The sequence below is a fragment of the Pseudomonas arsenicoxydans genome, from assembly GCF_006438915.1.
GTDB lineage: Bacteria > Pseudomonadota > Gammaproteobacteria > Pseudomonadales > Pseudomonadaceae > Aquipseudomonas > Aquipseudomonas arsenicoxydans_A.
The window spans coordinates 521,526-542,938 of sequence record NZ_RCZE01000001.1 but is presented as its reverse complement, the minus strand read 5'-3'; the positions used below and the strand labels follow the sequence as shown (position 1 = coordinate 542,938).

Here is a 21,413-nt window from a genome sequence, read left to right as displayed (position 1 = left end):
AAACACCTCATTGGGATGTGAGCAAAGGCGGGCGGCGCAACAAGCCGTGCACTGGCCCGAACACTACGGACAACAAATAAAAGCCGCCGGCAACCAGCACAATCGCCGGTCCGCTGGGCAGCGAGTAATAGAACGACAGCAGTAATCCGAGCCACACCGAGAGGCAGCCGAGCATGGCGGCAATGGCAATCAACACGGGTAAACGACGGCTCCAGAAACGCGATGCGGCGGCGGGCAACATCATCAGACCGACCACCATCAGTGCGCCAATGGCCTGGAAACCGATCACCAGATTCAGCACCACGAGTGTCAGGAACACGCCATGGACCAGCGGCCCGAGGCGACTGACGGTTTGCAGGAAGAGAGGGTCGAGGGTGTCCAGCAACAGCGCTTTATAGATCAGCGCCATGGCGATCAGGCTGATGCCCGAGACCCACAACATGCCGGTCAGCGTCGGGCCATCGACCGCCAGAGCGGAGCCAAACAGCAAGTGCAAAAGGTCCAGGCGTTTGCCGGCGATGCCGAGGATCAGGACACCGCTGGCGAGGGAGATCGGGTAGATCGCGGCAAGACTGGCGTCTTCTCGCAATCCGGTGCGGCGGGTGATCCACGCTGCCAGTCCGGCCATGCTCAAACCTGCGCCCAAGCCGCCGAAGGTCAATGCCGGCAAACTCAAGCCTGCGAACCAGAAGCCGAGTGCGGCGCCGGGCAAGATGCCGTGAGCGACGGCATCGCCGATCAGGCTCATGCGCCGCAAGATCAGAAACACACCCAGCGGTGCTGTGCTGCACGCCAGGACGAGACCGCCGATAAGTGCCCGACGCATGAACACAAACTCGTGGAAGGGTTGCCAAAGCTGAGTGGCGGCGAGCATCAGGCCACCTGCGTTAGCGGTTGTGGGTCGATCAACTCGGTACTCGATCCGAACAGGCAGCCGCTGCTTTTGATCAGTAGCGTGTGTGGAATGTGTTGGCGAACGGCGGCCAGGTCATGGCACACCACAACCAACGTTCGACCCTCGGCATGCCATTGGTGGATGTGTTTCCAGAGCAGCGATTGACCGAGTTCATCGAGCGCCGCGTGCGGTTCGTCGAGCAACAGCAGTGGCGTTTGCGCAAGGCTCAATCGGGCGAGCAGGGCGCGTTGTAGTTCTCCTCCGGACAAGGCCATCAATGGGCGGTGTTCCAGCCCGCTGAGGCACCAATCTTCCAGCGCGGTGTTGAGGCGTTGACTGCGCAGTTCGGGTGATTGCTTGCTGCCCCAAAATCCGGCGGCTACCAACTCTTGGAGGCTGATGGGAAATTGCCGGTCCAGGTGTTGTTGCTGGGGGAGGAAGGACAGCGAGCCCTTGCGTGGAACATCGAGGAAGACTTTGCCTGTGAGTTGTTTTTGCAGGCCGGCGATGACTTTCAGCAAGCTGCTTTTGCCCGAGCCGTTGGCACCGATCACGGCGGTCAGGCTTCCCTTGAGCAGTTCGAAATCCACGGGAGGTGTCAGTGGTTGGCCGGGGGCGCCCCAGCGCAATGCCTGGCAGCGGATCATGCGGCCTCCCCATTCCAGCGGCTCTCTGCAACGGCATCGTGGGCGTGCAGGCTTTCGGCGTGGACGACTCGGATGTGGAAGGCGTGGATTCCAGGTGAGCGTTTCAGGGCAGGGTTCAGGCGGCGCGCGGCGTCTTCGCAGAACATCAGGTTCTGACCATTGGCCAAGGCGAAAGCTTGTTCGTCGGCGCGCTTGACCGCGGTTTGGACGGGGGTGCCGAGTGCGGCTTCGGCGTCATTGATGAGAGCCATCAGTGGCAGGTCATCCAGATGATCGTCTAGACGCAGGCTTAGATGCGCTGTGCTGCGTTGACTGTGGGGCGTCGCAACGATGCCTTTGGTTGAACCGAGCCACGCCAATACATCGGCGTGCTGCAGTGACCGATTGGCAAAGTCATCGACGAATTGCTGCTGAATCAGCTGCCGGGACAGTGCGGCTGAACACGGGCACGTCGAAGAATAAGCAATGTCGATTTTTAGTTCCACGTGGAACATTGCGTTTTTCAGTCGTGCTTCGATGCTCACCGGATAGCTTTTCCAGCCAGCCAACGGGCTGATTAGCGCAGGCCTTTTGAGCAGTAAATCAGCGTGAATTTTTAAGTAAGCGCTGCGGGACAGTCCTTGATGACTGTCGAGAAAACTCTGCAGGATTTTCCGCAACAAAGCCGGTGTCAGGTTTTCCTGCTCAAGCATTTCCAGCGCCAGATACAGCCGCGACATATGAATCCCGCGTGCCTCTCCTTCATCGAGGCTCACACCCGCATCAGCTTTTGCGCTCAGACGTTGGCCATCGAACAGAACAGGAAGAGCGATGCCGCACATGCCTACCCAATCGAGTGGCAGGGCTTGGCGAGAGGCTTGCGCGGCGATATCCGGCAGAGTCAGCGCATTCATGAGCAGGTCCATCGTGGGAATCGATTCGGCATGTTATGTTATTACATTAAATTCGACTACGCCTTTTTCTCGAGCGGTTCTTTTCATGCACAGACGTCACTTGCTCAATCTGATTCTGGCCAGCGCAGCCTTCGCGTTGCCTTTTGGTGTCTCGGCCACGCAAATTCGCAACGCACGGCTGTGGCGGTCGGATGACAAGCTGCGACTGGTGTTTGATCTGAGCGGGCCGGTGCACTACAAAACCTTTTCCCTCAGTGCGCCGGAGCGGCTGATCATTGATCTGAGTGGCGCCAACCTCAGTGGCGATTTCAGTCAGCTATCCCTCGCCAATACGGTGATCCGCTCAATTCGCTCCGGGCATTTTGGTCTGGGGGATACGCGAATCGTCCTCGACCTCAGCGGCCCGGTGCAGCTCAACAGCTTCTTGCTCCCACCGCAGGAGGGCCAAGGCCATCGGCTGGTGCTCGATCTGAAGACCGTTGCGTCATTGCCCGTTGCGCTGCCCTCCGAGGCGATCCAGGACACGACGCACCCCAAACGCGACATCATCGTGGTGGTCGACCCTGGTCACGGCGGGAAAGACCCTGGCGCGGTCGGCGCCAAGGGGGAGCGAGAGAAAGACGTGGTGTTGTCCATCGCTCAGCTGCTGGCCAAGCGTCTGAAACGCGAGAAGGGCTTTGACGTGAAGCTGGTGCGCAACGACGACTTCTTTGTTCCGCTGCGCAAACGGGTAGAGATCGCCCGAAAGCACAACGCTGACATGTTCATCTCGGTGCACGCGGACGCCGCCCCGCGTCTGACCGCGTCCGGCGCCTCGGTGTATTGCCTGTCTGAAGGCGGTGCGACCTCGGCCACGGCACGTTTCATGGCGCAACGCGAGAACGGCGCGGACCTGCTGGGCGCCACCCGTTTGCTCAATCTCAAGGACAAGGACCCGATGCTCGCCGGGGTCATTCTCGATATGTCGATGAACGCCACCCTGGCCGCCAGTTTGCAGTTGGGTAGCACGGTCCTCGGCAGCTTGGCGGGGATCACCACGCTGCATCAAAAGCGCGTGGAACAAGCCGGATTTGCGGTGTTGAAGTCGCCGGACGTGCCGTCGATTTTGGTGGAAACCGGCTTCATTTCCAATGCGCGCGACAGTCAGCGACTGGTCACTGCACGTCATCAACAGGCCGTGGCGAACGGTTTATTCGAAGGGTTGCAGCGCTATTTCCAGAAAAATCCGCCCACCAACAGCTACATCGCCTGGCAACAAGCGCAGAAAAAAGCGCAGGTCTAACAGCCGGTAATCCGGCTGCAGGTGAATTTGGCGCTGCTGCCGCCCGAGCTGGAGAAGCGATTGATGGTGGTCCAGCCCACCCGACGGTTGTAGCCAACCCAGGCTTCGCCGTCGGAAGCGATGCCGGTGAAAAAGGTCAGTTGCCCGTAGCGGCTGTTGGTCTGTGCCCAGTAGCGCTTACCCGCCATTTCGAAGCCGCGCAGATAGATCGTGCTGCCAGCGGTGTTGACGCTGTAGGCATTGCCGTCGACATCCACACAGGCCAGCAGATTGGCGCTACGGGTACATTGGGCCAGGTTCGGAATCTGCGCCCAGGCCTGTGAAGCCATCAGCAGCGAAAGACTTATCAGCGCCAGTTTCAGGGCAGTTCGCATGGGATTTCTCGAGGACTGAACGGCCTTCAGCATCGGACGCTTTGTCGTCATGGGCAAGAGGAGAGTGGCTTGATTGCATTGTTATACTATAACATCATATCAAGCCCGACACTGCGACCGGGCATCCTTGTGAGGAATACCTGATGCCCAATCGTCTACCCGTAACCGTTTTGTCGGGCTTTCTCGGCGCCGGAAAAAGTACGTTGCTCAACTACGTCCTGCGCAATCGCGACAACCTGCGGGTCGCCGTCATCGTCAACGATATGAGCGAGATCAATATCGATGGCAGCGAAGTCCAGCGTGATGTCAGCCTGAACCGCGCCGAAGAGAAACTCATCGAAATGAGCAACGGCTGCATTTGCTGCACCTTGCGCGAAGACCTGCTCGAAGAAGTCGGCAAACTCGCCAGGGACGGACGTTTCGACTACCTGTTGATCGAATCCACCGGCATCTCCGAACCACTGCCCGTGGCGGAAACCTTTACCTTTCGTGATGAAGAAGGGCAAAGCCTGGCCGACATTGCGCGGCTCGACACCATGGTCACGGTGGTGGATGGCATGAACTTCCTGCTCGACTATCAGGCTGCCGAAAGCCTCGCTTCCCGAGGCGAAACGTTGGGTGAGGAGGATGAGCGCTCAATCACTGACCTGTTGATCGAGCAGATCGAATTCGCCGACGTCATCCTGATCAGCAAGATCGACCTGATCAGCCGCCGCGAACGCGAGGAGCTGATCGCGATTCTTCAACGCCTCAACGCGCAGGCGGACATTATCCCCATGGTCATGGGTGAGGTGCCCCTGGAAAAAATCCTCAATACCGGTCGCTTCGACTTTGAGAAAGCCGCTCAGGCGCCGGGATGGTTGCAGGAATTGCGTGGCGAGCACGTACCGGAAACCGAGGAATATGGCATCGCCTCGACCGCTTACCGGGCCCGCCGACCCTTTCATCCGCAACGCTTTTTCAGTTTCGTCGACCGCCCTTGGGTGAATGGAAAATTGCTGCGCTCCAAAGGCTTTTTCTGGCTGGCGAGTAAGCCCATGGACGCCGGCAGCTGGTCCCAGGCGGGTGGCTTGATGCGTCATGGTTTCGCGGGGCGCTGGTGGCGTTTTGTGCCGAAAACCCAGTGGCCGCAGAACGAAGAAAGCACCGCCGGGATCATGCAGAACTGGACCGCCGCCACCGGTGATTGCCGTCAGGAATTGGTGTTCATCGGTCAAAACATCGACTTCGCGCAACTCACTGCCGAACTGGACGATTGTCTGCTGACGGAGGCCGAAATGGCCTTGGGTGTCGAAGGTTGGCGATTGCTGCCAGACCCGTTTGGCCCGTGGCACGAAGAGGCCGCCGCCTGATGTTGGCGCCGAGTCTGAAGCAGCGTTCGGTCGTTCATCCTGTCCAGGGCGAATCGCCGCAAACACTCGCCAGAATCCTCGATGACGACGTAAACCTCGCCATTTGGCAGCGCCAGCTTCCGGTGCATATCGCAGATTTCGGCCAGCTGTTGCTGTCCCTCAACGTACCGTTAGCCGAGTCGCTGGTCCTGGAGCTGCCCAGCGATGACGTAGAACCCGATTTGCGGGGGGCTGGTTCCAGGTTTCAGCGATCTACAAGGGTATGAGGGGTTCGTTGCCGATGTGTCGTGGCTGGTCAGTGCGTTTGCCTGTTTGCTGGGCGCCAAGCGCATCGGCCTGCGTATGCGGGCGCTGGACACGGCCATGTGCCCGCGTTTCCACGTCGATCATGTGCCGGTGCGGTTGATCACTACGTATTCCGGCATCGGCAGTCAGTGGCTGCGAGAGGGCGTTATGGACCGTCGCCAATTGGGCCAACCTGAGGCTGAGCCGGTACAGAATTCGCTGATCGAGCAGCTCGCCAGCGGGGACGTGGCGCTGTTCAAAGGTGAGAAGTGGCACGGCAACGAAGGGTTTGGCCTGATCCATCGCTCGCCGCAACCGGCTCCGGGCGAGTGTCGTTTGATCCTGACCCTCGATTGGCTCGGCTAACGCCTCAAGGCTTGAGCCAGATGCCCTGGCTCTGCGTTTCGCAAAACGGCTTCAAATAGGCCGCATCGGTGGCCACGCCGTAATAGTGAATGTCCTGCCGGTAAGGCATATTGGCGACTTGAGCGTTGCTGCACACCCCGAATGCGCCGGTTGGGCATTGGTCAACGTACTGCACGTCGACTGTTTGCCCGGCCAGGTTCGGCTGGCAGAAGCCGTCGGCGAAGAGCTTTTCCGGGATGTTGCGGTTTTGCTGGCAAACTTTTACGTCTAATCTCGCGGATGTGGTATGTACCACGCAAGCCTGGGCAAACACCTCGCCGGAAACCAGCGCCAGCAGTAACGACAATCCCATCCACCGCATCTTTTACCTCCTCAGAAAGTGCCGACCATGTTGCAGAACATTCCCACTCACGTCATTGCGGGTCCTTTGGGCGCCGGCAAAACCAGCCTGATCAAGCACCTGTTGACGCAGCGGCCGGTGGGCGAGCGCTGGGCGGTGCTGATCAACGAATTCGGGCAGATCGGCCTCGACGCTGCGCTGTTGACCTCGGATGCCGATGGTATCGCACTGGGCGAAGTGGCCGGCGGCTGTTTGTGTTGCGTCAATGGTGCGCCGTTTCAGATCGGGCTCGGGCGCTTGCTGCGCAAGGCGAAACCGGATCGGCTGTTCATCGAACCCTCCGGTCTTGGACATCCGGCCCGGCTGCTTGAGCAGTTGAATGAGGCGCCGTGGGTCGGTGTACTGGCGGTACAACCCTGCGTACTGGTATTGGATGCTGAAGCGCTCGCGGCTGGCAAACCGCTACCTGCCGCGCAACGGGAGACATTGAACAGTGCCGGCTTGTTGGTGTTGAACAAGGCAGAAGATCTCGACGTCGATGATCGCCAGCGTATCGCCGCGCAGTTACTGCCTCGTCCTCTGTACTGGACGCAGCACGCTCAGTTGCCATTGAGCAACTTGCCGGGGTTCCAGGCTCAGGCGGTAGCGGGTGTGGATAACTTCATCGTGCCCAAGGGGCTGGCGCAAATGCCGGCCATCTGGACCGATCCCGCGCTGCCGATTTGCTTGAGTCAGGAACAGGAGGGGGGCTGGAGCATCGGCTGGCGTTGGCACCCAAGCCAGAGGTTCGATAAGGCTCGAATCGGCCAATGGCTTGAAAGCCTGTCCTGGCGGCGGGCGAAGCTGGTTATCCACAGCGTCGACGGTTGGGTGTCAGCCAATGCGCTGGATAATTCGGAACTGGAATGGAAGCCCAGCGAATGGCGCCAGGATTCGCGGATAGAACTGATTTTCAGCGAGCTGCAGGAGGTTGATTCACTGCAAAGCGCTCTGGCCGGCTGTCGGTCAGTTTAAGGGCGCCACTTGGTGTGTTCTTGCCGCCACTGGCTCAACTCGATCACCTCGGCGCGGGGCTTCACCACATCGACGACCGCTGGCGTGTCGTCGAACGGCATCGGGTAGGGCGCCAGTTCAATCTGCGCGCTGTGGGCGCCGAATTGGGTGATGGTGCCATTGTGGCGGGTTTCGCCGGTCACGGTGAACTCAAAGTTGTACACGCGAGCCAGGCGCCGCCGGCCGTTGGCGTCTTTGATGAACGCGATCTTTTTCAGGGCCACGTTGCCGTCCAGCAACTCGATACCGAGCTTGGCGCAATGCTGCTTGACCCGTTCCAGCGCGCGCTCGCGCAAGCCGTGGTTATGCCACAACCACGCGCCACCGGTGGCGAGCAGCATTAGCACGAAGATATTTCCGAGGGTCAGCATTAACAGGGTGCTCCAACTAGATAGTGTCAGCTTAACTGCGTCGCCGGTCTGTCGTACAGGCTGCGTTTCGTCGCATACTGCGCGACTTGAATTTCAATCGTTTTACGGAAAACTCACCGCATGAAACGTACGCCCCATCTGCTCGCCATTCAGTCCCACGTGGTGTTCGGCCACGCTGGCAACAGCGCCGCGGTTTTCCCGATGCAGCGGGTCGGGGTGAATGTCTGGCCGCTCAATACGGTGCAGTTCTCCAACCACACCCAGTACGGCCAGTGGACGGGTGAAGTGCTGGCGCCGCACCATATCCCTGAGTTGGTCGAAGGCATTGCCGCGATTGGCGAGCTGGGCAACTGCGATGCGGTGCTGTCCGGCTACCTGGGCAGTGCTGCGCAGGGCCGGGCGATCCTGACCGGCGTGGCGCGCATCAAGTCGGTGAATCCCAAAGCACTGTATTTGTGCGACCCGGTGATGGGCCATCCGGAGAAAGGTTGTAGCGTACCGGCCGAAGTCAGCGATTTCCTGCTGGAAGAAGCGGCGTCTGTGGCTGACTTCATGTGCCCGAACCAGTTGGAACTGGACAGCTTCTCTGGACGTAAACCACAGTCACTATTCGATTGTCTGGCCATGGCGCGAGCACTGTTGGCGCGCGGGCCGAAGGCGGTGCTGGTCAAGCATCTGGACTATCCCGGTAAACCGGCGGATGGCTTCGAGATGTTGCTGGTGACCACTGAAGGCAGCTGGCACCTGCGTCGCCCGCTGCTGGCGTTTCCGCGTAAGCCGGTGGGCGTGGGGGACCTGACGTCCGGGCTGTTTCTGGCGCGGGTGTTGTTGGGCGACAGTCTGGTCGCTGCGTTTGAGTTTACGGCCGCAGCGGTTCATGAGGTGCTGCTGGAGACTCAGGCCTGTGCCAGCTATGAGCTCGAATTGGTGCGGGCGCAGGACCGGATTGCTCATCCGCGGGTGCGGTTTGAGGCGACGGCGATCAGTCTCTGATTCGGCGTTGATCCCAATCGCGAGCAGGCTCGCTCGCACACTTGATCTGTGCCGTTCACAAATTCAATGTGGGAGCGAGCTTGCTCGCGATGGCTATCTAAAACAGGTCACAACTATCAGGCATCACCCTTGATTTCCTGATAGCGCTTTTCCAGTTCCTGACGAATCTGCCGACGCTGCTGGGCCTGCATGAAGCGGCGTTTGTCTTCGCTGTTCTGCGGTTGCAGTGGCGGGACAACAGCCGGTTTGCGGTCGTCATCCACCGCGACCATGGTGAAAAAGCAGCTATTGGTGTGGCGCACCGAGCGCTCGCGGATGTTTTCGGTCACCACCTTGATCCCCACTTCCATGGAGGTGTTGCCGGTGTAGTTGACCGAAGCCAGGAAGGTCACCAGTTCGCCGACATGAATCGGCTCGCGGAAAATAACCTGGTCCACCGACAGCGTCACCACGTAGCGACCGGCATAACGGCTGGCGCATGCATACGCGACTTCGTCGAGGTACTTGAGCAAAGTACCGCCGTGGACATTGCCAGAGAAGTTGGCCATGTCGGGGGTCATCAATACCGTCATCGACAGTTGTGCGTTTCCGGGTTCCATAGCGTTCTCACGGTTCAAGGCAGAATTTCAGGGGCGCACCTCTGCGGGTGCCTTGTCAGCTTTTCAAAACCAACAGTTATCGGGACGCCGGGCAGGTGGCTGCCGTCACGCCTGTTTCGATCTGTTTCCATATATTGCACCGCCTTTGCGGCGCAAGTCCCGGTGTTAACCTCCAAAAGTCCCCCCCTTAAGGAGCACACGCCATGCATGCCATCAGTTTCATTCAGGATTTGGCAGTGATCATGTTGATCGCGGGCGTGGTGACCGTGCTATTCCATCGCTTCAAGCAGCCGGTGGTGCTGGGCTACATCGTTGCCGGTTTCATCATCGGCCCGCACACACCGCCGTTCGGCCTGATCCACGACGAAGAGACCATCAAGACCCTCGCGGAGCTTGGGGTGATCTTCCTGATGTTCTGCCTCGGCCTCGAATTCAGTCTGCGCAAGTTATTCAAGGTTGGCGCCACGGCATTCATCGCAGCGTTCCTTGAAATCGTGCTGATGATTTGGATCGGCTACGAGATCGGTCGCTGGTTTGACTGGAACACCATGGATTCGCTGTTCCTCGGCGCGATCCTGGCGATTTCCTCGACCACCATCATCGTCAAGGCCCTCAACGACCTGAAGATGAAAAACGAGCGCTTCGCGCAGTTGATCTTCGGTGTGCTGATCGTTGAAGACATCCTGGGCATCGGCATCATCGCGTTGCTGTCGAGCATCGCCGTCAGCGGCACAGTCAGCTCCGGCGAAGTGTTTTCCACGGTCGGCAAGCTCTCGCTGTTCATGATTGTCGCGTTGGTCATCGGGATTTTGCTGGTGCCGCGGCTGTTGGCTTACGTGGCCAAATTCGACAGCAACGAGATGCTGCTAATCACCGTGCTGGGGTTGTGTTTCGGTTTCTGCCTGTTGGTGGTGAAGCTGGAATACAGCATGGTGCTCGGCGCGTTTTTGATTGGCGCGATCATGGCCGAGTCTCGGCAACTGTTGAAAATAGAGCGCCTGATCGAGCCCGTTCGCGACTTGTTCAGCGCCATCTTCTTCGTCGCCATCGGCCTGATGCTGGACCCGATGATCCTCCTGCAATACGCCTGGCCAATCGCCGTGATCACCGTGGCTGTGGTGCTTGGAAAGATGCTGTCCTGCGGACTCGGTGCGTTTATCGCCGGCAATGACGGACGCACCTCACTGCGCGTGGGGATGGGGCTTTCGCAGATTGGCGAATTTTCTTTCATCATCGCCGCGCTGGGCATGACGCTGCAGGTCACCAGCAATTTCCTCTACCCGGTCGCCGTGGCGGTTTCGGTGATCACTACGCTGCTGACTCCGTACCTGATTCGCGCGGCCGATCCGCTGTCGATCAAGCTGGCTGCGGTGATGCCGCAACGGCTGGGCAGGGTGTTTGGGATGTACGGCGAATGGCTGCGCAGCATTCAGCCGCAGGGCGAGGGCGCGCTGCTGGCGTCGATGATTCGGCGGATTTTGTTGCAGGTGGGGGTCAATCTGGCGTTGGTGATTGCGATTTTCTTCTCGGGGGCATTCTTCGCCGAGCGCGTGTCCGTCTATTTTCAAGACTGGATCAACGACCCGAGCTGGCAGAAAGCATTGATTTGGGGTGGGGCGCTGCTGGTGTCGCTGCCGTTCCTGATCGCCGCCTATCGCAAGCTCAAGGCGCTATCGCTGCTGTTGGCGGAGATGGGCGTGAAGCCGGAAATGGCCGGGCGCCACACGCAGCGAGTGCGTCGGGTGATCGCCGAAGTGATTCCGATCCTCTCGCTGCTGGTGATTTTCCTGCTACTGGCAGCCTTGTCGGCCAGTATTCTGCCGACCAACAAGTTGCTGGTATTGATCATCGTGGTCGCCGCCGCCGTGGCCGCATTGCTCTGGCGCTGGTTCATCCGCGTGCACACGCGGATGCAGGTAGCCCTGCTCGAAACGTTAGACAACCACAACGATGCATCCGGCCACTGACACTACACCTGCTACAAAGCCGAGGCGACTCAGCTTTCCAGCCAGACGTCCCGCGCCCAGTGCCACACAGATTCCCAGGTTTCCTCGGCGATCAGTTCTTCTTCTGCTTGCCACAGCACCACGGTGCCGTCTTCTTCGACCAGGTAGTAGTCGTCACCGTCCTGGCAGATCGGGATCATGCTGCGGTCAACGCCAGCGTCCCAGGCGTTGGCGGCAACGTCTGGCAGGTAGGTGTGGGATTGCGGGTCGGTGACAGTCACCGGCTCCAGGCTGCCGTAGACCACGTCGCTGACGGTCAGCAAAAATTCTCTGAAGACGAATGGAATATCGATGAACAGTTGTTCTTCGATTTCCACGATCTGGTCTTCGTCGGGCAGCTCCAAGGGGACCGGTACCGGTTCGTTGGCTTCACGCAGTTGTTCGATGATTTCTTCCACGTCCGGGATCCTCTTGCTTGATGGCGCGGTTTAGTTGGGGCGGTTTATACAGTAGCTCGCTATAGATGCAACCGCGAAATAGAAAACCCCAGCCGAGGCTGGGGTTTTTATTACAACATGCTTAACGCCTTGGGATCAGCCGTTCTGGCGGATACCAGCGACCAGCCAAGGCTGGTTTTCGCCCTGTGGCCGTTCCATGTTCCAGCTTTCGCTGAACACTTCGCCCTGGTCGAAGCGCGAAGTTTTCGACACGCCGCTGAAGGTCAGGGTGGCGATGGTCTTGTCGGCACGATCATCCACGCCGTCCAGTTGTACATTGAGGTTATCGATGTAGGTGGACTGGAAGCCTTCGCCCAGGTCAGCGCGTTCGCGCTTGAGGAACTCGAGCATTTGCGGGGTCACGAACTCGGCAATCTTGTCCATTTCGTTGGCGTCCCAATGCTGCTGCAGGGACTGGAAGTGGTTGCGGGCCGCTTCAATGAAGTTCTGTTCATTGAACCAGGCCGGCGCATTGATGACCGGACGAGCGGCAACCGGTGCAGCCGAACCGCCGAAGATCGAACCGCCAGCAGGCTTTTGATCGAACGCTTCACGTTGCATTGGCGCGTGGCCAGCTGGAGCCATGTGCTCCTGTTGCTTGCGACGACGAGCGGCGATGAAGCGGAAGATCAGGAAGGCGATGACCGCCATGATCAGGATGTCGAAGATCTGCATGCCCTGGAAGCCGCCGCCCATGAACATGGAGGCCAGCAGGCCACCGGCAGCGATGCCGGCGAGAGGGCCGAGCCAGCGCGAAGCACCGCCAGCCTTGGCCGCAGCGCCCGCGGCACCGGCAGCACCAGCGGTCGCCGCAGCGCCGCCCATGCCTGGAGAAGAAGGCGCCATTTGGCTGGTCTGGTGGGTCGGCGCAGCGCCGACGCTTTTGCCGCCACCAAAGCGCTTGGCGTTGGCGTCGAGGCTCATCGTCAGGCCGATGCACAGCGCCATGGCGATGCTAAGAAAACGTTTCATAAAGGGTAATCCCATTTGTGGATGGCACGCGCGCCATGTTGCACAGCTGAAGTGTTACTGGCTAGCGGCAGAGTGTTTCGGGCTTTTGCCTGACAGGTTGCGTTCAGCTTCAGTCAGCGCAATAAGGCCTTTTGATTTCGGTCCGTGGGACGAGTGGATAGCTTCTGTAGGAAGGATGCCTAGCGTCGCAGCGCCAGCATGACCACACCGGCCGTGATCAGGCCGATTCCGCCCCATTGGCGCAGGTCGAGTTTTTCGCCCAGCAGGATCACGCCGAGCACCGCCACCAGCACCACGCTGAGCTTGTCCACCGGCGCCACCAGCGAGGCCGGCCCCAGTTTCAGCGCGCGGAAGTAGCAGATCCACGAGGCGCCGGTGGCCAGTCCCGACAGCAGCAAGAACAGGTAGCTCTTCGCCGAGATCGATCCTAATGACTGATATTGGCCCGTGGCGTACAAAATCAAGGCCAGGCTGACCAATACCACTACGGTGCGTAGCAGGGTGGCGAAGTCGGAATTGACGTTTTCGATGCCGATTTTGGCGAAGATCGCGGTCATGGCGGCAAACGCCGCCGACATCAGGGCCCAGAATGTCCAGGAAGAAAAGAAGCCTGAGCCCATACATATTCCTCTGATAATCGTTCCCTCGCTCTGCGGGGGAATGCATCCAGTGACGCTCCGCGTCACAGTGGTCGCAGAGCGTCCACGGCGGCGTTACCACGCAGAGCGTGGGAACGATCAGTAAACCCTAAACAGCTTCCAGCTTCGCGTAACCCAGCATCAGCCACTTGCTGCCTTCACTGAAGTTCACCTGCACCCGCGCCTGAGCCCCGGCCCCTTCGAAATTCAGGATCACACCATCACCAAAGATCGAGTGCCTTACCGTCTGACCCAGGCTGAAGCCGGTTTCCGGAATCTCGCTGCCGCTGAACAAGTTACTGCCGCTCATCGATTGATTGCCGCCGAAAGGACGGCTGACGCTGTTGGACAGACGTACTTCCTGGATCAAACCTTTCGGCACTTCCCGTACGAAACGCGAGACCTTGTTGTAGGTTTCGCTGCCATACAGGCGTCGGGTTTCAGCATAGGTCATCACCAGATTCTGCATCGCCCGGGTGATGCCGACGTAGGCCAGGCGGCGTTCTTCCTCAAGACGGCCGGGCTCTTCCAGGCTCATCTTGTGCGGGAACAGGCCTTCTTCCATGCCCACCAGGAACACGTAAGGGAATTCCAGGCCCTTGGCGCTGTGCAAGGTCATCAGCTGAATGCTGTCTTCGTGCTCTTCGGCCTGAGTATCACCGGCCTCCAGCGACGCATGGCCAAGGAACGCCGCCAGTGGCGTCAGGTCTTCGTCTTCTTCGGCGTTTTCGAAGTTGCGCGCGGCGCTGACCAGTTCCTCAAGGTTTTCTACCCGAGCCTGGCCCTTTTCGCCTTTTTCCGCCTGGTGATAGGCGATCAGCCCGGATTGCTCGATGACCGTCTGGGTCATCAGGTGCAGGGGCATTTCCATGCACTTGGCAGCGAGGTTCTCGATCAACTCGATAAAGGCACCGAGCGCGCCAGCCGCGCGGCCGGTCAGGCCTTTATTGGCGACCAGCAGGCGCATGGCTTCCCACATCGACACATCGCTATGACGGGCATGGTCGCGGATGGCTTCGACGGTTTTTTCGCCAATGCCACGGGCCGGGACGTTGATCACCCGTTCCAGTGCCGCATCGTTGCCTCGGCCTTCCAGCAAGCGCAGGTAAGCCATGGCGTTTTTGATTTCTGCCCGCTCGAAGAAGCGCTGACCGCCATAGATGCGGTACGGAATGCGTTCACGCAGCAGGGCTTCTTCCAAAACGCGGGATTGGGCGTTGGAGCGGTACAAAATCGCGATATCGCTGCGAGCCAAGCCGGTTTTCAGCGCGCTTTCGATGGTTTCCACCACGTAACGTGCTTCGTCGTGTTCGTTGAACGCGGCGTACAAGTTGATCGCTTCGCCTTCACCGCCATCAGTCCACAGCTCTTTGCCCATGCGCCCGGTGTTGTTGGCAATCAGGGCGTTGGCGGCCTTGAGAATACCGGCGGTGGAGCGATAGTTCTGCTCCAGGCGAATGGTCTCGGCGTCAGGGAAGTCGTCGGAGTACTGATAGATGTTCTCGATTTTCGCCCCGCGCCAGCCGTAGATCGACTGGTCGTCGTCACCGACCACCATCAGGCTGTCGCCGCCCTTGGCCAGCAAGCGCAACCAGGCGTACTGCACGGCGTTGGTGTCCTGGAATTCGTCTACCAGGATGTGGCGGAAGCGTTTCTGATAATGAGCCAGCAAGCCCGGGTGGTCGCGCCACAGGTCAAGGGCACGCAGCAGCAATTCGGAGAAGTCGATCACGCCAGCGCGCAGGCAGGCAGCCTCGTAGGCCTCATAAATGCTGCGCATGGTCGCCAGGAACAGATCGCCGCTGGCTTGAATGTGTTGTGGACGCAGACCTTCGTCTTTCTGCCCGTTGATGAACCACTGGGCCTGACGGGCCGGCCAGCGTTGCTCGTCCAGGCCCAGCTCGCGGATCACGCGTTTGACCAAACGTTGCTGGTCGTCGCTGTCGAGAATCTGGAACGTTTGGCTCAGCCCGGCTTCCTGCCAGTGCGCCCGCAGCAAGCGGTGCGCCAGGCCGTGGAAGGTGCCGACCCACATGCCGGCGGGGTTGAGCCCCATCAGCTGCTCGATGCGTTGACGCATCTCAGCCGCGGCCTTGTTGGTGAAGGTCACCGACAGGATTGAGTGCGGCGAGGCGTTTTCGACCTGGATCAACCAGGCGATACGGTGCACCAGCACTCGGGTTTTACCGGAACCAGCACCGGCCAGGACCAACTGACGACCCACGCGGGCAGCTACGGCCTGGCGTTGGGCATCGTTGAGGGAGTTCAGCAGAAGGGAGAGATCATCGCGCATCGGGGCATTCTAGGGTGCGCCGAGACACCGGGCAAACCGAGCTTTGCATTAGCCGATGAAAGATCCACGAAGGACGACCGGTCAGTCACTGGTCGCAGCCGTTGGCGGGCCGCGCTCCAAGGGTTTTGGTAGGGTCACGGGCGGCGTAAATATTGTCGAATTAATGATCTGGGGCAGTTTGGTAAGGGCATTGGCTTGTGTATGCTCCGTCGACGTTTCGGGCTCATGCTCATCATTATAAGAACAAGAACATTGCCTATGACCCTCAGCACCGACCTGTCGGGCCCCACGGTGGAGCCGCGGGTTATCCGCAAGCAGTACGCCATGGAAATGGCGGTCGAACGCACGCGCCTGCTCTATCAGGGGTCACTGCTGCCCACATTATTCATGTTGATCAATGGTCTGGTCTGCGCCGGTTTGCTCTGGAGCCCGCAGCGCTATTTCCTGGTCAGCGTCTGGCTGGTGTGGCTGTTGTCGCTGGTGGCGTTGCGGGTGATTCAAGTCGCGGCCTTCGATTCTGCGATTCCCAACCGCCAGGCGCATCCGATCTGGCGTCGCATGTTTTTGCTCGGCTCTGGCCTCACTGGCCTTACCCTCGCCGGTGCCGGTATTGCCCTGGTGCCCGCCGACAATTTCATGCAGCAAGCCTGGGTATTCGGCCTGATTGGTGCGGCCGGCCTTTCTGCCAGCGTGGCCTACGCTGTCAGCCTGCCGGCGTTTCTGTCCTTTACCTTGCCTTGCCTGTTGCCGGCCATCGCCTATTTATTCTGGGGCGGCGATGCGCAGGACCATGGCTGGGGCTGGTTCGGCTTGATTTTGTTGGGCGCACTCAGCGTGATTGCCTGGCAGGTCAACCGACTGATCGACAGCGGATTGCTGCGGCGTTTCCAGAATCAGGCGTTGATCGAGCATTTGCAGCAAGCGCAAAGCTGCGGCGACCAGCTCAATCACGAGTTAGCCAAAGAGATCGATCACCGTCGATGCGCCGAAGAAAAACTGCGTGAAGCCCAGGTCGAGCTGGAAAACCGTGTCGCCCAGCGCAGCCTGGAGCTCGACGTCGCCAACCAGGCTCTGAGTAAGAGTGAAGCGCGGCTGGCGTTGGCGTTGAAGGCCAGCGAACTGGGGCTGTGGGACTGGAACCTGCAAACCGACGAAGTCCATCACACGCAGATCCAGGAATTGTTCGGCCTCGCGCCGGAATATGTGACAGCCATGCTCCGCCACCTTCGACCGCGATTGCACCCCGAAGACCTGCCAGCGCTGAAGCGCGCGCTGGTCGAGCATTTGAAGGGGCGCAGCGAGGATTACCAGATCGAGTACCGTGTGCGGCATGGCGACGGCCACTGGGTCTGGATCGAGGACCGCGGCCGGGCCGTCGAGCGCAGCAAAACGGGTCGGGTGATCCGCATGGTCGGCACCCGTCGCGACATCAGCGCGAGCAAAGGCCAGGAAGAACAACGCCAACTGGCCGCGACCGTGTTCGAAGCCGCCAGCGAAGGCATCGTGATTTTCGATCCCGATTACGCCTTGATCGCCGTTAATCAGGCCTTCAGTCGAGTCACCGGTTATGACATCGGTGACATGCTGGGACGCAACGTCGTCGAGCTCCCCTGCAGTCGCGATGCTCGCCGCCACTACGGCGCTATCCATCAGGCGCTGGCGCAGCACGGGACGTGGCAAGGCGAATTGGTCGAGACCCGTAAAAACGGCGAGCTCTATCCGCAATGGCTGCAACTGAACGCAGTGCGCGATACCCGAGGAAATGTGAGCCATATTGTCGGCTTCTTCGCCGATCTGTCGGCTCGCCGCGAATCCGAAGAGCGCATGCGTTATTTGACCCACTATGACGAACTGACGGGCCTGGCGAACCGCTCGTTGTTCCGGGAACGGTTGCGCGAGGCGCATCAGCGGGTGCGCCAGGGCGGGCGTAGCCTGGCGTTGCTGCACATCAATCTGGATCGTTTCAAACTGCTCAATGACAGCCTGGGCCATGACGTCGCCGACCAACTGCTGCAAAAGATGTCCCGGCGTCTGGTCAACGCGCTGCCAGAGGCCGACACGATCGCCAGGCTTTCCGGCGACGAGTTTGCGGTGCTGTTTGATACCTATGGCAACCTGTCGAGCCTGGCGCGGGTGGCGACGCGGTTGTCGACCAAGCTGCGATTACCGGTCTCCGTCGATGGCCATGAATTGGTCATCAGTGCGTCCATGGGCATCAGCATGTTGCCGGATAACGCGCGGGAAATTTCCGCGCTGGTCAGTCAGTCGAACATGGCCATGCAGCACGCCAAGCACTTGGGCGGCGACAACTTTCAGTTTTATACCGAAAGCCTGCAAGCCAGCACACTGGAGCGTTTGCAGCTGGAAAACCAGCTGCGCAAAGCCATCGAAGAAAAGCAGCTGAAAGTCTATTACCAGCCCAAACGCTGCCTCGCCACGGGCCGCTTGAATGCCGCCGAAGCGCTGGTGCGCTGGGATCATCCGACCATGGGCCGGGTGCCGCCAGGGGACTTTATCGGTCTGGCCGAGGAAACCGGGCTGATCGGCCCGATTGGCGAATTCGTTTTGCGCCAAGCCTGCTGGCAAGCCTGTGAATGGCAGCGGCAGGGGCTGGAACCGATCCGGGTGTCGGTCAACCTGTCGGTGCATCAATTGCGTCAGGGCAAGCTGGTCAGCCTGGTGCGTCAGGTGCTGGAAGAAACCGGCCTGGCGCCGCACTACCTGGAGCTGGAGCTCACCGAAAGCCAATTGCTGGACAGCGTCGAGCACATCATCGCGACCTTCCAGCAGCTGCGGGATCTGGGGGTGAAGTTGGCGATCGACGATTTTGGCACCGGGTATTCGTCCCTGAGCTACCTCAAGCGTATTCCGGTGGACTACGTGAAGATCGATCAGGCGTTTATCCGTGGGCTGGGGGAGGGCACTGTGGATGCGGCGATCACCCGGGCGATCATTGCGATGGCGCATGGTTTGTCGCTGAAAGTGGTGGCCGAAGGCGTTGAGCGGCAGGAGCAGCTGGAGTTTTTGAAAGCCGAGCGCTGCGATGAAGTGCAAGGCTATTTGATTAGTCGGCCGGTCGAGGCCAATGATCTGGCTGTACTTTTACGTCACGACACAAACTCCTTGTAGCAGCTGCCGAGGGGCTACATGGAGCGCATGTGGCGTGGAATGGGGACATGGAGTTACGCATTGAGCAGGCAAAAAGCGAATTCTTGTAGTATAACTACAAGCTTGCTACATCCCCGGCAACTGCCAATAACAAAGAGTCCAGCCCTTTGAATCTGCTGCAACACATCGCCCAGTCACGCCATCTCTTACGCAAGTCGGAGCTCAAGGTCGCCGACCACGTGCTGCTTGATCCTGCGGCGGTGATGCACAGCTCCATGGCCGACCTGGCCCACAGCGTCGGCATCAGCGAGCCGACCATCGTGCGCTTCTGTCGCGCCATCGGTTGTTCCGGTTTTCAGGACCTGAAACTGAAGCTGGCGCAGAGCCTGGCCGCCGGTGCCAGCTTCGGTCAGTTTGCGATCCATGAAGACGATTCCGTCGCCGACTACAGCCTGAAAATCTTCGATACCACCTTGCATACCTTGATGGAAGTTCGCGAGAAGCTCGATCCGGTGGAGTTGCAGCGGGCTGTGTCGCTGATGTCCCAGGCCCAGCGCGTCGAGTTCTATGGCTTTGGTGCGTCGGGTGCCGTGGCAGCCGATGCCCAGCATAAATTCTTCCGTTTGCTGCTGACCGCGGCGGCGTATTCCGACCCGCACATGCAAGCGATGTCGGCCGTGACGTTGAAGCCGACCGACGTGGCGATCTGTATATCCCAGTCCGGGCGCTCCAAGGATCTGCTGATCACGGCGAATCTGGTGCGTGAAAGCGGCGCCTCGCTGATCACTTTGTGCCCGAGTCAGACGCCATTGGCTGAACTGTCGACCGTCAACCTGGCAATCGATGTGCACGAAGACACCGAAATCTATACCCCGCTAACCTCGCGTATCGCTCACCTGGTGGTGATCGACGTGTTGGCGATGGGCGTGGCCATGGCGCGCGGACCGAGCCTGGTCAATCACCTCAAGAGCGTCAAACGCAGCCTTCGCAGCTTGCGGCTGTCGCCCAAATCGGTGAAAGCGCTGGACGACTGACGTCGTCGTAAGGTCGTTCCGACCTTAATCGCGAGCAAGCCCGCTCCCACATTGGAATGTATTTCAAATGTGGGAGCGGGCTTGCTCGCGAAGGCGTCTTCAGCTTCGCCACATCCTTGGGTAATGTTCACATCCCTGTAACCCACCCGCCGCCAAACCGTCATCCCTCGCGCCTATCTTGAAACTCCCGTAATCGCCTTGGGAGACTCGAAATGGCCCAGCCCTACGAAGAACGCAACAGCGCCGCCAAAACCCGTCGTCAGCAAGAAGATCAACGCCGCATGGAATTCCGTCGCGCCATCGAAGATCGCTGCGAACGCCGCCAACTGCTGGCCGAGATTGGTGATTTCCCAGAGCTGGAACTCAATTACTGGCAGGCGGCACCGACAACTTCCCGTCGAAACGCTCAACCAGCGCGCTGATCTGCACCCGCTCGCTACGAATAAACGCAAGGAACGCGTGCGCCACCGGTGACAGCCGTTTGGCCTTGGCTTGAACCAGGCACCAGCTGCGGTAGAGCGGCAACTCTTCGACCGGCAACTCAATCAAGCCGCCGGTCGCCAACTCAAGGTTCAGGGCGTGCCGCGTCAACAGCGCTACGCCCAGACCCGCCAGCACACATTCCCGCTGAGCTTCGGCTGACGAGACTTCCTGGGTCTGGTTGAAGTGCACGCGCTTTTCCTTGAAATACTCTTCGCACGCCAGTCGCGTCCCGGAACCGGATTCGCGCATCAGCAGGGTGTAAGGCTCAAGGTCTTGCAGGCGCAGCGGCCCCATGTGGCACAGCGGATGATCCGGCGGCGCCACCGCCACAATCGGGTTGTTGAGGAACGGCAGGAACTCCAACCCCATGTCCTGCGGCACCATCGACATAATGACCAAGTCATCGCGGTTATCTGACAGGCGTCGAATCACTTGCCCCCGATTGACGACCGTCAGTTGCAGATTAACCTCGGGATGTTGGCGTTTAAAGGCGGCAAACAGGTGCGGGACGAAATACTTGGCGCTGGACTCCACCGCCAGTTTCAGCTGCCCTTGCAGTGAGCCCTGCATGTCCGAAAGCTGCATGTCGAGGTTTTCCAGGCGCCCGAAAATATCCCGGCTGGCGCGCTGGAGTGCTTCGGCGGCCTCAGTCATGTAGAGTTTTTTGCCGACGTAATCAAACAAGGGCTGACCAATCAGCTCCTCAAGTTGCCGGATCTGTAGGCTGACGGCCGGTTGTGTGAGCGACATTTCGTCGGCTGCCCGGCTGTAGGACCGCAAATCACAGACTTCATTGAAAATCTGCAATTGACGCAATGTCATACGCATCAATGACTTACGCATTATCTAGTCACTCTCGGCACGGGCTGATGCCACGACTATAAGTCTTTACTTATGCCTAACCCAATAATTATTCATTTTTGTTAATCCCTTGCGGGGGCTAGTGTGGCCCTGCGACTGAATTGAAACATTTGGTCACGCGTCGACCTGGT

The 21,413-nt window shown here is 59.5% G+C and carries 20 protein-coding genes and 1 pseudogene; 9 read left to right on the top strand and 12 right to left on the bottom strand.

Going from position 1 to position 21,413, the window contains the following annotated elements; all coding sequences use genetic code 11:
* Positions 1 to 7 precede the first annotated feature (7 nt).
* Genes EAH78_RS02480 through folE2 form a run of 3 tightly spaced genes read right to left on the bottom strand, consistent with a single transcriptional unit; the run spans position 8 to position 2,435 of the window.
* Entirely contained in the window at positions 8 to 874 is an 867-nt protein-coding gene (locus tag EAH78_RS02480) for a metal ABC transporter permease (RefSeq protein WP_140665065.1), read from the bottom strand.
* The gene (locus EAH78_RS02475; RefSeq protein ID WP_140665061.1) at positions 874 to 1,542 is read right to left on the bottom strand and encodes a metal ABC transporter ATP-binding protein; all 669 of its coding nucleotides are present in this window, start codon (positions 1,540 to 1,542) and stop codon (positions 874 to 876) included. The genes EAH78_RS02480 and EAH78_RS02475 overlap by 1 nt, the downstream gene beginning before the upstream one ends.
* Positions 1,539 to 2,435 carry a GTP cyclohydrolase FolE2 gene (folE2, locus tag EAH78_RS02470; RefSeq protein ID WP_140665058.1) on the bottom strand — a complete coding sequence of 299 codons (897 nt, stop codon included), beginning with the start codon at positions 2,433 to 2,435 and terminating at the stop codon, positions 1,539 to 1,541. The genes EAH78_RS02475 and folE2 overlap by 4 nt, the downstream gene beginning before the upstream one ends.
* An 85-nt stretch (positions 2,436 to 2,520) precedes the next feature.
* On the opposite strand from folE2, the gene EAH78_RS02465 reads away from it, so the two are divergent.
* Positions 2,521 to 3,717 (top strand): N-acetylmuramoyl-L-alanine amidase, encoded by a 1,197-nt coding sequence (locus tag EAH78_RS02465; RefSeq protein WP_140665054.1) that lies wholly within the window; start codon positions 2,521 to 2,523, stop codon positions 3,715 to 3,717.
* Here the strand turns inward: EAH78_RS02465 and EAH78_RS02460 are convergent.
* Positions 3,714 to 4,091 (bottom strand): glutamine synthetase, encoded by a 378-nt coding sequence (locus tag EAH78_RS02460; RefSeq protein WP_140665051.1) that lies wholly within the window; start codon positions 4,089 to 4,091, stop codon positions 3,714 to 3,716. The genes EAH78_RS02465 and EAH78_RS02460 overlap by 4 nt on opposite strands.
* Positions 4,092 to 4,234: 143 nt before the next feature.
* On the opposite strand from EAH78_RS02460, the gene zigA reads away from it, so the two are divergent.
* On the top strand, positions 4,235 to 5,443 hold the full coding sequence (zigA, locus tag EAH78_RS02455) for a zinc metallochaperone GTPase ZigA (RefSeq protein ID WP_140665048.1): 1,209 nt from the start codon (positions 4,235 to 4,237) through the stop codon (positions 5,441 to 5,443).
* Positions 5,443 to 6,094 (top strand): annotated as a pseudogene (locus tag EAH78_RS02450) (DUF1826 domain-containing protein). The gene zigA and the pseudogene EAH78_RS02450 overlap by 1 nt, the downstream one beginning before the upstream one ends.
* 4 nt (positions 6,095 to 6,098) lie before the next feature.
* On the opposite strand, the gene EAH78_RS02445 reads toward EAH78_RS02450, so the two are convergent.
* The gene (locus tag EAH78_RS02445) at positions 6,099 to 6,455 is read right to left on the bottom strand and encodes an NADH:ubiquinone oxidoreductase (protein WP_140665045.1); all 357 of its coding nucleotides are present in this window, start codon (positions 6,453 to 6,455) and stop codon (positions 6,099 to 6,101) included.
* Between the two features lie 27 nt (positions 6,456 to 6,482).
* Between EAH78_RS02445 and EAH78_RS02440 the strand changes: the two genes are divergently transcribed.
* A complete protein-coding gene (locus tag EAH78_RS02440) occupies positions 6,483 to 7,448 on the top strand; it encodes a CobW family GTP-binding protein (RefSeq protein WP_140665042.1) in 966 nt (321 codons plus the stop codon).
* Here the strand turns inward: EAH78_RS02440 and EAH78_RS02435 are convergent.
* Entirely contained in the window at positions 7,445 to 7,858 is a 414-nt protein-coding gene (locus EAH78_RS02435; RefSeq protein ID WP_123433186.1) for a DUF3301 domain-containing protein, read from the bottom strand. The two genes, EAH78_RS02440 and EAH78_RS02435, sit on opposite strands and share 4 nt — an antisense overlap.
* Positions 7,859 to 7,978: 120 nt before the next feature.
* On the opposite strand from EAH78_RS02435, the gene pdxY reads away from it, so the two are divergent.
* Positions 7,979 to 8,851 (top strand): pyridoxal kinase PdxY, encoded by an 873-nt coding sequence (gene pdxY, locus EAH78_RS02430; protein WP_140665039.1) that lies wholly within the window; start codon positions 7,979 to 7,981, stop codon positions 8,849 to 8,851.
* 116 nt (positions 8,852 to 8,967) lie between these two features.
* Here the strand turns inward: pdxY and EAH78_RS02425 are convergent, their stop codons facing one another.
* Entirely contained in the window at positions 8,968 to 9,450 is a 483-nt protein-coding gene (locus EAH78_RS02425) for an acyl-CoA thioesterase (RefSeq protein ID WP_123433184.1), read from the bottom strand.
* Between the two features lie 203 nt (positions 9,451 to 9,653).
* Between EAH78_RS02425 and EAH78_RS02420 the strand changes: the two genes are divergently transcribed.
* Positions 9,654 to 11,417, top strand: a complete 1,764-nt coding sequence (locus EAH78_RS02420) for a cation:proton antiporter (RefSeq protein WP_140665036.1) — start codon at positions 9,654 to 9,656, stop codon at positions 11,415 to 11,417.
* Between the two features lie 29 nt (positions 11,418 to 11,446).
* Here EAH78_RS02420 and EAH78_RS02415 read toward each other — a convergent pair whose 3' ends face one another.
* The 4 genes from EAH78_RS02415 to uvrD all read right to left on the bottom strand — a co-directional run bounded on the left by EAH78_RS02415 (position 11,447) and on the right by uvrD (position 15,796).
* On the bottom strand, positions 11,447 to 11,854 hold the full coding sequence (locus tag EAH78_RS02415) for an SMI1/KNR4 family protein (protein ID WP_007943369.1): 408 nt from the start codon (positions 11,852 to 11,854) through the stop codon (positions 11,447 to 11,449).
* A 135-nt stretch (positions 11,855 to 11,989) separates the two neighbouring features.
* On the bottom strand, positions 11,990 to 12,865 hold the full coding sequence (locus EAH78_RS02410; RefSeq protein WP_140665032.1) for a Tim44 domain-containing protein: 876 nt from the start codon (positions 12,863 to 12,865) through the stop codon (positions 11,990 to 11,992).
* Between the two features lie 179 nt (positions 12,866 to 13,044).
* The gene (locus EAH78_RS02405) at positions 13,045 to 13,485 is read right to left on the bottom strand and encodes an EamA family transporter (protein WP_046030805.1); all 441 of its coding nucleotides are present in this window, start codon (positions 13,483 to 13,485) and stop codon (positions 13,045 to 13,047) included.
* Between the two features lie 127 nt (positions 13,486 to 13,612).
* The gene (gene uvrD / locus EAH78_RS02400; RefSeq protein WP_140665028.1) at positions 13,613 to 15,796 is read right to left on the bottom strand and encodes a DNA helicase II; all 2,184 of its coding nucleotides are present in this window, start codon (positions 15,794 to 15,796) and stop codon (positions 13,613 to 13,615) included.
* Positions 15,797 to 16,054: 258 nt separating this feature from the next.
* Between uvrD and EAH78_RS02395 the strand changes: the two genes are divergently transcribed.
* The 3 genes from EAH78_RS02395 to EAH78_RS02380 all read left to right on the top strand — a co-directional run bounded on the left by EAH78_RS02395 (position 16,055) and on the right by EAH78_RS02380 (position 20,360).
* On the top strand, positions 16,055 to 18,925 hold the full coding sequence (locus tag EAH78_RS02395) for an EAL domain-containing protein (RefSeq protein WP_140665025.1): 2,871 nt from the start codon (positions 16,055 to 16,057) through the stop codon (positions 18,923 to 18,925).
* A 146-nt stretch (positions 18,926 to 19,071) separates the two neighbouring features.
* Positions 19,072 to 19,938: a transcriptional regulator HexR gene (gene hexR, locus EAH78_RS02390; RefSeq protein ID WP_008027445.1), complete on the top strand. Its 867-nt coding sequence runs from the start codon at positions 19,072 to 19,074 to the stop codon at positions 19,936 to 19,938.
* Positions 19,939 to 20,150: 212 nt separating this feature from the next.
* Positions 20,151 to 20,360, top strand: a complete 210-nt coding sequence (locus EAH78_RS02380; protein WP_027926271.1) for a PA3496 family putative envelope integrity protein — start codon at positions 20,151 to 20,153, stop codon at positions 20,358 to 20,360.
* Here EAH78_RS02380 and EAH78_RS02375 read toward each other — a convergent pair.
* On the bottom strand, positions 20,302 to 21,264 hold the full coding sequence (locus tag EAH78_RS02375) for a LysR family transcriptional regulator (protein ID WP_027926272.1): 963 nt from the start codon (positions 21,262 to 21,264) through the stop codon (positions 20,302 to 20,304). The two genes, EAH78_RS02380 and EAH78_RS02375, sit on opposite strands and share 59 nt — an antisense overlap.
* Positions 21,265 to 21,413: the final 149 nt, after the last annotated feature.